Source organism: Streptomyces sp. NBC_01384 (assembly GCF_045040035.1).
Lineage (GTDB): Bacteria > Actinomycetota > Actinomycetes > Streptomycetales > Streptomycetaceae > Streptomyces.
The window spans coordinates 9,950,858-9,962,641 of record NZ_CP109559.1 but is presented as its reverse complement, the minus strand read 5'-3'; the positions used below and the strand labels follow the sequence as shown (position 1 = coordinate 9,962,641).

Genomic DNA, 11,784 nt, shown 5'->3' with positions numbered 1-11,784 from the left:
TGCCGTGCCATCTCTGTCGGTGGTGGTTGTCAGCGGCTGTCGTTGGTCGCCCTCGTACGGCCCGGAGACGGCCCCGGACACGCAATCTCAAGGACCGAACCCCCGCTGACCGGCGGGGGCGGAGCCCCGGGCAATACCCCGATCTGGCGGAGGCCCGAGTGGTTCAGACGGGCGAGGATGCTGAACGGTCGGCCTCCTCCCGCAGCTCGTCCACGAGATGGCGAGCACCCAGCTCACGCTGTTCCAGCAGCTCAACCACCGACGGCATCCACGACCTCCCGGGGAGCGACACAGCGACAGGCCACTACTCCCACAGAACTCCCGCCCTACGCCCGACCAGCGGAAACGCAGCCCTCAAGTCCAAAACGACAACAGCTACTGAGGAACGAGACCTCACTCCTGCCCGCGAGCGCCGCGGACCTCGCCCCAACAGCCCGCCGCAAAACCAACACCAAGCGCCAGTCATTCAGCACAAGCAAGGAGAAACAGGTGACGACCGCAGACCTCACCGCCATGTCCGGACTCGAACTCATGCGGTGGGTACAGACCGAACGGTCCACCGACATCCCACACTTCAGCGCACTGCTCGGCATGCGCGTGGACACGGTGGAGAACAGCCACATCGTCGTCTCCCTCGACACCCGACCGGACTTTACGCAAGCGGCCTTCGTCTGAACATGTGCTCCGCCCAAGGAACACACACGTCCAGCACAAGGGACGTGAGGATGAGTCTGCTGCATCACGATGCCCGGCAGGTGGCGTTGACGGAACTGTCATGCTTCCGGGGCGAGTTCTACTCCTTTCTCACCGCTCGTTCGGACGCGCTGTTCGAGCCGGCTGATGCTGTGCTGTGCGGCGACGGGCCGGTGAGATCGCTTGCCAGGGCTACGTCGAGGGACCGGCATGCCCCTGGGAAGTTCGGTGACCCGCTTCGATGCTTCCTTTGATGCCGAGTTTTCTGCGCGCCCGCTGGTAGAACGTCGTACCGCCGAGGCGCACGACATGAGCCGCCGCGGGACAGGCCGCCACGGTGATCCGGTCGTCCGCGTCGAGGTAGCCGACCACCTCGCCGTCCACCTCGACCGCCAGACGCCCCGTCGTGGGGAGCAGTTCGAGGGTGACCTCCTCGTCCGCGGGCAGGACGAGCGCCCGGTCGAACGACGAGTGCGCGCTCGCGGGGACGACGAGGATCGCTTCCACCCGGGGCGAGAGGATCGGACCACCCGCGGCGAAGCTGTACGCCGTTGATCCGGTCGAGGTGGCGACGACGACGGCATCGGCCGCGTAACGGATGAACTCGTCGCCCTGGAGGCGGATCGCGATGGCGGCCATGCCGCTGCCGGGCACCCGTACGAGGGCGATGTCGTTGAACGCACGGACCTCGCGCCCGTCCGGAAGGCGGGTCCGTACGGCCATGCGGGGCTCGGTGGTGTACTTGCCGCTGTCGATAAGGTCCAGCGCCGGCGGCAGATCGTCGACATCGATCTCGGCGAGGAAGCCCAGCCGGCCCAGGTTGACGCCGAGCACAGGGGTGGCGCTACCGGCGAGCAGCCGCATGGAGCGGAGCATGGTCCCGTCCCCGCCGAGGCTGACGATCAGGCCGGCCCGGGCGACGAGGGCTTCCGCCGGCACGGCCACGGCACTGCAGTCGATACGGCCCACCTCGTCCGGCAGCCCCAACACCTCGGTCTCGTTCTTGCGGGCCCACCGCACGATCGACTCGATGACCGGTCCCGGATGGCGCCTGGGATGCAGGATCAGGCCGATCGATCCGATCAGACCCATGACAGGTTCCCTTCGTCGATACGACATGTCCAAGTGGTCCATCATTGCCCTGCGAGGACGATTCCCCGTCGGTGCGGCACGAAAATGCAGCCCGGTCGGCTCGTAAGGAACCGGCCGGGCGGCGGCCGGCACATGGCCGACCGGCGTGTCGCCGAATTCCCTCGTCGACGCGGAGCGGCGATGCGCGGCGGCCCGGTGCGCGAGACCCTTGCCGTTCGGATTGCCGTCGGTCACGAAGTCACCACGTAGTCCGAGCCGTGGCCGCCGACGAACCGTCCGTCGTAGATCCACACCAGGACCGGGCGCTTCTCTCCGGCGCACGCGGCTCCTGTCCAGACGTTCAGGTCGAGGCAGTCCTCGCCGATCGAGACCGAGCTGGAGCCCTTCACCGGCTGCGGGCAGATGTCCCCGAACAAGTCCGCCGTGCGCAGGGCGACCCCGGCAAGCGCCCGAGAGGGCCCGAGGGGATGCGAGTGCCCGTGCTAGCATCGCCCCACCAATTGCCAGGAATCCTGTCGATTGGCGACACGTGGTTGGCGACACGGCTCGACGATCGGAACCGTATGTCTCTCTTCGCCCGGCCCGCGGTGGCCTCCTTCGCCGCCAAGTCGATGCAGCGCCTTGCCGTGGCGGCCGACCGGCGCCCGAGCGGTCGCGGTTCCGCTGCCGCTTCACACGGCCGCTTCCCCCAGTTCCCGCGCACCGTACGCGAGTTGACGGTCCCGACCTCGGTCGCTCCGGCCCGCGCCATGGTGTACCTGCCGACGACCGAGGGTCCACCGCCGCCGGTGCACGTCAACTTCCACGGTGGCGGCTACGTCATGCCCCTGACGGAGATCGACGATCCGCTCTGCCGTCACCTCGCCGCGGAGGCGGGGGTGGCCGTGATCAACGTGGACTACGTCGTCGCCCCGCAGCACCGGTTCCCCGCTCCGCCCCGGCAGGCGTTCGAGGTCGTCCGGTGGATCGCCGAGCACGGCGGCGAGCACGGCTGGGACGGCGGCCGGCTCTCCGTGGGGGGGCCAGAGCGCGGGCGGCGCGCTGGCCGCGGCGGTGGCGCGTCAGGCGCTTGAGGAGGGCGGGCCCTCGATCGCGTTGCAGGTGCTGCACTACCCGCCGCTGGACCTCGCGACGAGCGCCCGGGACAAGCGCGCCGCCATCGCCAAGCCGGTGCTGCGCCCCTGGATGGGAGAGATCTTCGACAGCGCGTACGTACCTGATCCCCGGGAGCGCGCCGACCGGCTGGTGTGACCCGCGGGTGCGGCGGACACGGTCGACCTCAAGGGCATCGCCCCGGCCCTCGTCGTCACGGCGGAGTACGACCTCCTCAAGGCGGAGGGCGAGCGGTACGCCGCGCGTCTTCAGCGGGCGGGATCCCTCGTCGAGCACTACGACGTGCCCGGAGCCGATCACGGATATGACGGCACGGACGACGAGAAGGCCCTGAAGACCTACGCCCTGATCGCCCGCCATGTGCGGCAGGCGATCAACACCGGGACGCCCGAGGCCGGTTGAGCAGGTGTGCGCCGGGGTGGACGTCGCGCCCGGAGCCGGGTTGAGCGGGCGGGCGTCGGGTGGCCGAGGCGCCCGCCGTACATCGGACGCCCCGGCCACCCTCTCCTCCATCCCCCTCTTCATGGAGGCGCCTGTCAGCCCTGCGATCGGACCTCGGGAGGCGTGATGCCCAACTTGCCCGCGCTCTCGGTCAGTTCGCGCCACACCTTCGGCGCTACGGGTACCCCCTTCTCGGCCCGCTGCACGCTCACGGAGGCGCTGCGCTCGCCGGGGTAGAAGACGCCCTCCGCACCGTCCGCGACAGCTCCGCCGCCCGCGTGATCATCGTGGGCAGGGTGTGGACGCTGGCGGGGAAAACCGCATCACCAGCGGCATGAGCGTGTATCCGGTCGGCTCCGGGGCTCCGTTGCACTCGCACAACTGCGACGAGCACGTGACGATCCTCGAGGGCGAGGCGGAGGTGGTCGTCGACGGCGAGGTGACGAAGCTGGAGCAATTCGACACCACGTACGTCCCGTCGCCCGTCCCCCACCTGTTCCGCAACACAGGCGACCGCCCGCTGCGCATCCTGTGGGTGTACACGTCGGGGACGGTCACACGTACGTTCACCGAGACCGGGGTGACGGTGGAGCATCTCTCGGCACAGGACCAGATGGGCTGAGAACGGACATGTCTGAGGCCGGGCCCCCGCCAGGTCCCGGCCTCAGACATGTCCTCGTGGTCAGCCGATGGTGGTCAGCCGGTGGTGGTCAGCTGCTGGGCGGCGTTGGGCTGCGGCGTGTGCTGCGGGCCACGCAGGCCGGTGAGGGCGACGAAGACCGTGGCGAGCACGGCGGCGATGGCGAACGCGGTGAAGCCCCAGGTCTCGGACTTGGCCGCGACGAGCTGGCCGCCGAGCCACGGTCCGAACACGGCGCCGAAGCGGCCGATGCCGGAGACCCAGCCCACGGCTGTGGCGCGGTTGTCGTCACTGGAGCGGCCTGCCACCGTCGCGTAGATCATGGCCTGGGCGCTGAAGAGGAACAGGCCGGTCAGGAAGACCACGATGTAGGTGAGCGGCAGCGCCATGTGGATGCCGAGCAGGTAGACGCCGAGGGCGGTGGCCGCGAACCAGACGGTGGCGACGCGCGCACCGCCGAAGCGGTCGGAGAAACGGCCCGCGATCAGCATGCCCGCGATGCCGCCGAGGTTGATGACGATGACGAAGGAGAGAGAGGAGCCGAGCTCGTAGCCCGCGCCGCGCATCATGGTGGGCAGCCAGTTGCTGACGCCGTAGACAAGCAGCAGGCCGCAGAAGGAGGCCGGCCAGAACAGCAGCGTGGTGCGCCACAGGCCGCCACGGAACAGGGCGATGACGGCGCTCCAGCGGTCCCCGGCAGCGGGGCGCTCCGCCGCGGGGGCGGGCAGTTCGACGTCGTAGCGCTCGGCGAGCTCGTGGGCTTCCCGCGTACGTCCCTTGGCGATCAGGAAGTTCAGCGACTCGGGGAGGTACTTGGCGATCAGCGGGACGCCGATGAGCAGCGGGACCACGCAGATCCAGTAGGCGACGCGCCACTGGCCCGCGCCGGTGGTCCACAGGCCGACGAAGCCCGCGAGGATGCCGCCGGCCTGGTGGGCGGTCATCAGCGTGCCGACGATCAGGGCCCGGCGGCCACGCGGGGCGTACTCGGCGACCATGGTGATCGTGGTGGGGAGCAGACCGCCGAGGCCGAGACCCGCGATGAAGCGGCCGAGGCCGAAGACACCGAGGCTGGGGGCGACGGCGCAGACGGCGGACGCGAGCGAGAAGACCGCCGTACAGGTGATGATCACCTTCTTGCGGCCGATCCAGTCGGTGACCGTACCCGCGGACAGCGCGCCGATCAGCATGCCGAAGGTGGCGTAGCTGCCGAGGTCGCCGGCCTGGGACGGCTGGAGCCCCAGGGCGTGCTCGGCGAGCATGTTGGGCAGCACGGAACCGTAGACGAACATGTCGAGACCGTCGAAGAGCACGACCAGCCAGCACAGGCCGACGACCAGCGTGGCCAGTCTGGTCCCGCGGGCGCGCAGGTCTGGGGAGGGAGACATCATTGTTTCCTCTCGTCCGGGAGAAGTGTCCCTGGAGGGGATGAGTGAGGCGGGTCGGTGCGGCTCGAGCGGCTGACCCGATGGTGCGCACGACGCTAAGGTTCCGGTTCCCCAAGCGTCAACGCTTTTGTCAACAATCTCAGGAACAATCCAGCCAGCCGTTCCTGGAGGCTACGGCAGGACGAAAACAGCAGGTGAAACGGCCATGGGCGGCACACAGCCGTGTGCCGCCCCGCCCGTTTCGCTGGCTTGTTTTCAGCCGTCCGTGCCCTGATCGGTCTGCTCGATCGGCGGTGTGCCGTGGGTGTGGAAGGACTCGATGGTCTTCAGGCCCCACGCCTGTCCCTTGGCCCGCTCGGCCTGGGTCCACGTGATCAGAGGCCAGTCGGGGGCCAGCACGAGTCGCGTGAGCGGGTTGCACAGCTCGATGCGGTTGCCGCCGGGCTCGTAGACGTAGAGGAAGAACGTCTGCTGGATGGCGTGCTTGTGCGGGCCGGTCTCGATGAACACGCCGGTGTCGATGGCGAGGTCGGCGGCGCGCAGGATGTCCTCGCGGGTGTCGGTCGCGAAGGCGATGTGGTGCAGCCGCCCGCGCGAGCCCGTCCAGTCCTCGGTGTAGACGACGTCGTACGACTTGTTCGTGAACGTCAGCCACTTCGCAGCGATCCTGCCGCCGTCGAGCTGGATCTGCTCGGTCGGCCGGGCGCCCAGGAGGTGCTGGTGGAAGTCGGCGTTGGCGGCGACGTCGGCGGCCAGGTAGTTGACGTGGTCCAGGCGGCGTACGCCCACACCGTGGCCGGGCTTGGCCTGGGGCTGGTTCTTCAGGCCGGGCTTGAGCTCGTCCGGGGCCGTGTACCACTCGGACTCCCAGTACAGGGCCAGTTCGTGGCCGTCGGGGTCGGTGGTGACGTACAGCGGACCGAGGCCCGGCTCGTCCTCGGTCCAGCGGCCCTGATGGCCTCCGGCCTCCAGTTCCTTGACCCTCCGTTGCAGGGCCTCCTCGCTGGAGGCGCGCAGGGCCGTGCGGCGCAGACCGGAGGTCTCGTGCGCGGTGAGGACGAGGCTGTGGTGCTCGTAGTCGTCCCAGGTCCGCAGATAGACGGAGTCACCGCTACGGCCGTTGGCCGTCAGGCCGAGGTAGTCGGTGAAGAACCGCAGACTTCCGTCCAGGTCCGGGGTGAGCAGTTCGACGTGACCGAGGTGGGCGATGTCGCCGAGGGGCGGGGCCATAGGGGCCTCCTTAAGGGTGAAGTGCGGCTCCGGCCGGCCGGGGGAAGACCGTACCGTCGAAGATCTTGCGTGCGGTGCGGACGACGGCGGTGCGGCGGGCCACGGGGGCGGCCCCCGAGGTGCCGTCGTCGATCTCGCTCTCGATGTCGAGAAATCCGGTCGGATGCTCGATGCGCAGCCGTCCGCCGTTCTCGGGCAGACGGGCGATGTCCTCGCCGACGCTGCCGTGGATGCGCAGCCCGGCGGCGACACTGGCGGCTCCCAGGACGCCGATGGCGGCGTGGCAGCGGACCGGGATGAACGTGCGGGTCATCACCGCGCCGCCGTTCGTGGGCGGCGCCAGCAGGCTGAGCTTGGGCACGGTCGTCTCGCTGACGTCGCCCAGGCCCATCAGCCGGCCCGCCTCCAGGCGGATCCGCTGGAGCCGGTCGTGCAGGGTCAGGTCCTCCTCCAGGTCACGCGGCCTCTCGTAGCCGGTGACCTGCAAGGAGGACGCGGCGATCAGCACGGTCGGCATGCCGTTGTCCACGCAGGTCACCGGGGTGTCCGCGACGATGTCCCGGGCGTGCCCGGTGGGCAGCAGGGGGTTGTTGCCCTGTTCGAACTCGATCACCACGGGGGCGGCGGTGCCCGGCACGCCCGAGATCTCCGCGGCGCCCGCGTAGGAGACGCGCCGGTCCGGCGTGGGGAAGGTGGCGGTGGCGTGGTCACCGCTGTTGACCATCCGGATCCGTACCGAGGTGTGCCCGTCCCGGGCGGCGACCAGACCGCGTTCGACGGCGAACGGGCCGACCCCTGCCAGGAGGTTGCCGCAGTTCTGCCGGTCGGAGACCTCAGCCCGGTCCACCCCCACCTGGAGGAAGAGATAGTCGACGTCCGCGTCGGGGCTCTCGGAGCGGGAGACGACCGCGACCTTGCTGGTGAGCGGGTGCGCTCCGCCGAGGCCGTCGATCTGCCGGGCGTCGGGACTGCCCATGACCCGCAGCAGCAGGTCGTCGCGCGCCCCGGCGTCGGCCGGCAGGTCCTCGGCCAGGAAATAGGCGCCCTTCGAGGTCCCGCCGCGCATCAACATGCAGCGCAGCTCCTCGCCCGTGCTCATGACACGGTTCCGTTGCGCGCGTACTCCTCGTACGGCTGGTACCGCACCCCGAGCCGTACGAGCGTCTCGCGCAGCCCGTAGCGGTCCAGGCCCAGCTGCCCCTCGGCGAAGGCGGCCCGGGACGCGTCCTCCTTGGCGGTGCGCGCCTCGGCGGCCTTGACGGCCGTACCGGCCTTCTCACGGGGTACGCACACCACGCCGTCGTCGTCGGCGACGATGACGTCACCGGGACGGATGACCTGGCCGCCGAGCACGACGGGCACGTTCACCGAGCCGGCGGTGGCCTTGACCGTGCCCTGGGCACAGACGGCCGTCGACCAGACGGGAAAACCCATGGCGCGCAGGTCGGCGGTGTCGCGCACCCCGGCGTCGATGATCAGGCCGCGCACTCCGCGGTACTGGAGCGCGGTGGCGAAGAGGTCGCCGAACATGCCGTCGGTGGAGGGCGAGGTGGTGGTGACGACGAGGATGTCACCCGGCCCGCACTGCTCGATGGCCGCGTGGATCATGAGGTTGTCGCCGGGCCAGCACAGGGCGGTGACCGCGGTGCCCGCGATGCGCACGTCCTGCTGGATGGGCCGGAAGCCGGGGCCGAGGCTGCCGGTGCGGCCCATGCCCTCGTGGACGGTGGCCACGCCGTAGTCGCCGAGTGCCTCGACGTCCTCGGCGTAGGCGCGCGGCGGGTTGGTGATGATCAGGCCGCTCATGCCAGCTCCTCCGTGACCTGCGGGTAGGGACGCATGTAGGCCTCGCCGTAGGTGGCGTGGGGCAGGCCGAGGTTGGGGCCCGCGTTGCGCTTGAGCTGCACGCCGCGCCGCTTGCCCAGGTCGGTGTAGTAGTCCCACAGGTGCTGCTGGGCGGCCAGGCACTCCATGGCCTTGCGCTTGGTCTCCCACACCGGGGTGATGTCGAGGAGGACCTCCGGCTTGAAGCCGCACATCTCCGGCTGGTGCGGCTCGAAGAAGAACACCGGCGGGGCTCCGATGATCTCGCCCTCGGAGGGGTAGCCGATGGCCTGGGCGAGGACGCGGGCGTCCAGGGCCATGCGGGCGGCCGCCGGGTGGTCGCCGTTGTAGGGGTCGTCCAGGGGATGGGTCAGGACCACGTCGGGCTGGGTGTCGCGGTAGATCCGAACCAGCTGGTCGGTCAGCTCCTGGGTGGCGAGCAGGGGGTAGTCGCCCGCGTCGAGGAAACGGACCTCGGCGCCCAGGGTCGAGGCGGCCGCCTCGGCCTCGGCACGGCGTATCTCCTTGATCTCCTCCAGCGACTTGCCCTCCCGCCAGGCTTTGGCGGACTCACCGCGCTCCCCGTAGGTGAGGCACGCGATGGTCACCTTCTCTCCACGGGAGGCGGCCAGGGCGATGGCTCCCCCGGCCCGCCAGACGAAGTCCCCGGCGTGCGCGGTGATGACGAGTGTCGATCGTGGGGTGGTGGGCGCCTTGCCGTGCGTCATTGCTCGAATCTCCTTGGTGGACAGGCCGGTTGCCCCACCCCCGCGAGGTCATTGGCGCAGCGCGTCGATGACTCCCGCGAGATGGGTACGGACGGCCGCTTCGGCCGCCTGCGGGTCCCGGGCCCTGATCGCCTCGATCATGGCCAGGTGCTCACTCAGGGACTGCTGGGGACGCCCCGGTCTCAGCGCGAGCTGGAAACGGTGGCGCACCAGCTGCCCGTTGAGCCGCTCCAGCAGCTCCACGGCGACCTGCTGGCCGGAGAACTCCCTGATCCGGTCGTGCAGTTCGTGGTTGAGCTGGGAGTAGACCACCGGCTCGCCATTGGCGACCGCCTTCGACATCGCCGTGCCCAGGTCGGTCAACTGGTCCAGCCGATCCTCGCTCGCCTCGACGGCCGCCTTGGCCGCACAGAGGCCCTCCAGGACCATGCGGCATTCGGTGATGGCCACCGCTTCCTCGACCGTCACCACCCGCACCCGCGAGCCGCGGTTGCGGATCCGCTCGACCAGTCCCTCCGACTCCAGCTCGATCAGCGCCGCCCGGACGCTGGCCCGCGTGACACCGAACTGCTCGGCGAGTTCGTTCTCCACCAGCCGCTGGGCCGGTGCCATCTCGCCGTGCAGGATCGCCTGCCGCAGTTGCACCAGTGCGTGCTGCTTGGCCTGCTCGCCGGTGCCTGGACGGGCTTCCTTCGGCATCGCGCCCTCCCTGAGTGAGTGCCTGTCGAACCTAAATCCAGCCCGACAAGATTGTCAACAATTTTGTTCTCTATGTTGCCGACATGCTTCGTCGGCGCTGCGGTCATCCGCCACGGCAGCGCTGACCGGCCCCGAGCGTCCCGCGGTCGCTCGGCAGTTCGGCGTGGGCCGCGTCCGGCCGACGGCACCCGGCGGCGGCCCGATCCACGCACGTCAGGACTTGCCCGGCACCCGGCCGGGCCGCCCCGAGCCGAGGAGGACCGGATGCATCACCTGCGCCAGATCCGCCACAGTCATCCTGGAAGGGCGACCCGAACCTTCAGCTGACCGCCTCGCTGTTCACCGGGAAGAACCTCAAGGCATATCTGAAGGAGTCCGGCGGCATCTACGACTCCACCGACCCCGACCTCGCCGCCTTCTACAGGTCCGGCGGCAAGCTGATCCACTGGCACGGTCTGTCCGACGGATACATCCCGCCGACGGGGTCGATCACCTACCGGCAGGCGGTCATCGACACCACGGGCAGGGCGACCGCCGACAAGTTCTACCGCTTCTACACGGTTCCCGGCATGTTCCACTGCGCGGGCGGCTACGGGGCATCTTCACGCCGGATGACGCGATGTTCGCCTCGCTCACCGACGACCTCGACCGGCTGCGCCGGCTGGCGGCCGGCCTCTCCAGCCTGTCCCGGGTCGAAGAAGGGGCCTTCGCCCCGCACCGCGAACCGGCGGACATCGCCGCCCTGTCCGGGCCATCAGGGAGCGCCTGCGCCCTCGTACGACAACCGGTGCGTCGCCCTCACGGGCATCACCCGCGCCCACCACGGAGACATCACCGCTTCCTCGCCGGGCATGGACAAGGGGCGACCTTCACGCTGTGGATGCCGAAGATGTCGCCCTGCGGAGACGGACAGTTACCGCCCGCTCCCCGTCGAGCTCACCCTTCCCCGGTCGGACACAGTCCCCCGCCGGCTCGGTCTCGGGGCCGTTTCCGACCGTGTGGACGGTGACGGTCACCTCGTGGCAAAGGGCGCCAATTCCTCAACGGCGAAAGAAGGTTGCCTCTGATTCCAGGGGGCCTTCCGGTGCGCCCGAGGCCGCTCTTCTGCGCTTGACTTCCTTGTAGACATATGCGTAGTTTGGATACGGATTGAACAGAATATCCGCCTTTACCTGGTGAGAAAACGCAAAATCTCCACCATCCCGACCGACACACCCCGACCGGCGACCATTCGGTCGTTGGTCGTCACACGGACGGGCGGCTCCGCCGCGGGGTTTGCTGCCCTCAGCAGCCCGGGTGGGCCCGATGCCGCGCAACCAGCGCGTGAGTCGGCGACGGCAACTCCCGTCATTTCCCAGGCCGATGTACCGGACCCCTTCGCGAATGTTCCAGCGCCTCACCGGCGCTGACGTCACCGCGCCCATGCAGGGCCAGAACAACCCGTCTACGCTCCCGGGAAGGGAAAGCATCATGCGGGTCATGACATCAAGGACCTTCCGGCTGATTGCCAGCGTGTTCGCCGCGCTGGCGCTGGCCTTCGGAACCGCCGGCATCGCCAGTGCCGCCAGCAGTTACCACTCGAATTCGTCCGACTCCTACAGCAACAACTGGGGCAACGACTGGAACGGTCACGGGGACCACGGTGACCATGGCGGCTATGGCGACCACGGCGGCGGTGGCGGCGACCACGGCGGCTACGGCGGCGACCACGGCGGCGGTGGCTACGGCGGCGGCGACCACGGCGGCGGCTACGGCGGCGGCGGCGACCACGGCGGCGGCGGTGGCTACGGCGGCGGCGGTCACGGCGGTGGCGGCGGCCACGGCGGCGGCGGCGGTGGCGGCGGCCACGGCGGCGGTGGCGGCGGCCACGGCGGCGGCGGCGGCGGCCACGGCGGCGGCGGTGGCGGCGGCGGCCACTGACACCTGAAGATTGACG

The 11,784-nt window shown here is 69.8% G+C and carries 13 protein-coding genes and 2 pseudogenes; 7 read left to right on the top strand and 8 right to left on the bottom strand.

Translation table 11 applies throughout. The features are described 5' to 3' along the window. Window positions 1-489: 489 nt before the first annotated feature. Together OG747_RS45815 and OG747_RS45810 are read left to right on the top strand one after the other, a co-directional pair. Window positions 490-675, top strand: coding sequence for a hypothetical protein (locus OG747_RS45815; RefSeq protein WP_405885282.1), 186 nt, complete (start codon window positions 490-492; stop codon window positions 673-675). Window positions 676-725: 50 nt separating this feature from the next. Next, window positions 726-923: pseudogene (locus tag OG747_RS45810) on the top strand (transposase); the annotation flags it as partial. Here OG747_RS45810 and OG747_RS45805 read toward each other — a convergent pair. Further along, window positions 886-1,785: an NAD(+)/NADH kinase gene (locus OG747_RS45805; RefSeq protein ID WP_405885281.1), complete on the bottom strand. Its 900-nt coding sequence runs from the start codon at window positions 1,783-1,785 to the stop codon at window positions 886-888. The pseudogene OG747_RS45810 and the gene OG747_RS45805 overlap by 38 nt on opposite strands. Before the next feature lie 230 nt (window positions 1,786-2,015). Next, a complete protein-coding gene (locus OG747_RS45800; RefSeq protein ID WP_405885280.1) occupies window positions 2,016-2,201 on the bottom strand; it encodes a carboxylesterase family protein in 186 nt (61 codons plus the stop codon). 147 nt (window positions 2,202-2,348) lie between these two features. On the opposite strand from OG747_RS45800, the gene OG747_RS45795 reads away from it, so the two are divergent. The 3 genes and pseudogenes from OG747_RS45795 to OG747_RS45785 all read left to right on the top strand — a co-directional run bounded on the left by OG747_RS45795 (window position 2,349) and on the right by OG747_RS45785 (window position 3,961). Next, window positions 2,349-2,858, top strand: coding sequence for an alpha/beta hydrolase (locus OG747_RS45795; RefSeq protein WP_405885279.1), 510 nt, complete (start codon window positions 2,349-2,351; stop codon window positions 2,856-2,858). Further along, a pseudogene (locus OG747_RS45790) lies at window positions 2,839-3,144 on the top strand (alpha/beta hydrolase fold domain-containing protein); the annotation flags it as partial. The gene OG747_RS45795 and the pseudogene OG747_RS45790, both read left to right, overlap by 20 nt. A gap of 529 nt (window positions 3,145-3,673) precedes the next feature. Continuing rightward, on the top strand, window positions 3,674-3,961 hold the full coding sequence (locus OG747_RS45785; RefSeq protein WP_405885278.1) for a cupin domain-containing protein: 288 nt from the start codon (window positions 3,674-3,676) through the stop codon (window positions 3,959-3,961). 74 nt (window positions 3,962-4,035) lie between these two features. Here OG747_RS45785 and OG747_RS45780 read toward each other — a convergent pair whose 3' ends face one another. The 6 genes from OG747_RS45780 to OG747_RS45755 form a co-directional block, all read right to left on the bottom strand. Beyond that, complete coding sequence (locus tag OG747_RS45780; RefSeq protein ID WP_405885277.1) at window positions 4,036-5,367, bottom strand: MFS transporter; 1,332 nt, start codon at window positions 5,365-5,367, stop codon at window positions 4,036-4,038. Window positions 5,368-5,622: 255 nt separating this feature from the next. Further along, on the bottom strand, window positions 5,623-6,597 hold the full coding sequence (locus OG747_RS45775; RefSeq protein ID WP_405885276.1) for a catechol 2,3-dioxygenase: 975 nt from the start codon (window positions 6,595-6,597) through the stop codon (window positions 5,623-5,625). 10 nt (window positions 6,598-6,607) lie between these two features. Then, the gene (locus OG747_RS45770) at window positions 6,608-7,696 is read right to left on the bottom strand and encodes a 4-oxalomesaconate tautomerase (protein ID WP_405885275.1); all 1,089 of its coding nucleotides are present in this window, start codon (window positions 7,694-7,696) and stop codon (window positions 6,608-6,610) included. Further along, window positions 7,693-8,403 carry a 4-carboxy-4-hydroxy-2-oxoadipate aldolase/oxaloacetate decarboxylase gene (locus tag OG747_RS45765; protein WP_405885274.1) on the bottom strand — a complete coding sequence of 237 codons (711 nt, stop codon included), beginning with the start codon at window positions 8,401-8,403 and terminating at the stop codon, window positions 7,693-7,695. The genes OG747_RS45770 and OG747_RS45765 overlap by 4 nt, the downstream gene beginning before the upstream one ends. Continuing rightward, complete coding sequence (locus OG747_RS45760; protein WP_405885273.1) at window positions 8,400-9,149, bottom strand: PIG-L deacetylase family protein; 750 nt, start codon at window positions 9,147-9,149, stop codon at window positions 8,400-8,402. The genes OG747_RS45765 and OG747_RS45760 overlap by 4 nt, the downstream gene beginning before the upstream one ends. 48 nt (window positions 9,150-9,197) lie before the next feature. Next, the gene (locus OG747_RS45755) at window positions 9,198-9,848 is read right to left on the bottom strand and encodes a GntR family transcriptional regulator (protein WP_405885272.1); all 651 of its coding nucleotides are present in this window, start codon (window positions 9,846-9,848) and stop codon (window positions 9,198-9,200) included. A 323-nt stretch (window positions 9,849-10,171) separates the two neighbouring features. Between OG747_RS45755 and OG747_RS45750 the strand changes: the two genes are divergently transcribed. After that, window positions 10,172-10,915: a tannase/feruloyl esterase family alpha/beta hydrolase gene (locus tag OG747_RS45750; protein ID WP_405886047.1), complete on the top strand. Its 744-nt coding sequence runs from the start codon at window positions 10,172-10,174 to the stop codon at window positions 10,913-10,915. A gap of 412 nt (window positions 10,916-11,327) precedes the next feature. Then, window positions 11,328-11,768, top strand: coding sequence for a hypothetical protein (locus tag OG747_RS45745; RefSeq protein WP_405885271.1), 441 nt, complete (start codon window positions 11,328-11,330; stop codon window positions 11,766-11,768). The last annotated feature ends 16 nt before the right edge of the window (window positions 11,769-11,784 follow it).